This window comes from Bradyrhizobium sp. 142 (assembly GCF_023074015.1).
Classification (GTDB): domain Bacteria; phylum Pseudomonadota; class Alphaproteobacteria; order Rhizobiales; family Xanthobacteraceae; genus Bradyrhizobium.
On record NZ_JADPKQ010000153.1, the window covers coordinates 1 to 1,008 of the forward strand.

General features: G+C 68.0%; 1 protein-coding gene. It reads right to left on the minus strand.

What is annotated here, in order from left to right; all coding sequences use genetic code 11:
- Positions 1-266: 266 nt before the first annotated feature.
- Positions 267-1,008: IS1380 family transposase (locus IVA82_RS14670; RefSeq protein ID WP_247493353.1), on the minus strand; the 742-nt coding region annotated here is incomplete at its 5' end.

A 1,008-nucleotide genomic window follows, 5' to 3' on the forward strand; every position in this document is an offset into this window, starting at 1 on the left:
CTTGAGCCGGCCATGCCGCTCCAGCGAAGGCAGCAACGTCGGAATCATTACCCGGAGCCGCTTGCCGCAGATCCGATCCGAGGCCTCCCACAGCGCCACTAGCCCGTATTTCTCACACGACCAATTGCTCTGGGACGGTGATAGGAGGATCTGGCGAAGGCGACGAGGAGCCGTGGCGCTGAAGGCGCGGCTGGGGATTTGGTTTTGAGTGTCTCCGGTGGGCCATTGGTGGATGCCGCCGATTGGGCGCGTCGCAGCTTCGCGTGTCAGGCCGGCGAGGCGCGAGCCTTGGCGGCTTCGGCCAGGCGACGAGCCGCGTGTCCCCACGGCTGGGCGGCTGGGCAGGCCGAGGCCATGGCGATCCTGATGCGGCGGACGCTGATGCGCACCAGTGCGCCGATCTTCAGGAGCTTGAGACGGATGGTGCCGCAGGTGGCGTCCGCAAAGGCGGTTTCGGCAAGGCCGATGCGGCGCAAGGCACAGATCAGCACATAGGCCATCGAGGCGAACCACAGCCGCAGCTGGTTGGCGCGCATGGTCGCCGCGGAGGTCCGGTCGGCGTAGAGATCGAACTGGCACTCCTTGATACGGTTCTCCATGTCGCCGCGGGCGCAGTAGATGTCCTCATAGAGCTGCCGCACGCCGGCCTCGGCCCGCTTGAGCGAGGTGACGACGAAGCGCGGATTGGCCTCGCCTGTTGTCCACTCCGCCTTGGCGACGACGCGGCGCCTTCGGCTCCAGGTGTCGAGCGTGCTCCACTGGAAGTCCTTGAAGCGGCGCGCCGGGCGGCCGGTCTTCTCGGCCGCAGCGCGGGCCGTGGCAAGCTCGTCTGCAATCATGGCGACCAGGCGTGTGTTGCGGGCGAGCCCGAACAGATAGTCGACGCGGTTCTCCTCGCACCACACCATCAGCGCCTCGCGCGCAAAGCCCGAGTCCGCCCGCAGCACGATGCGCGTGAGCGGCCAGCGGGCGCGGATCTGTCGGACAATCCGCGCGAGCTCCGCGACG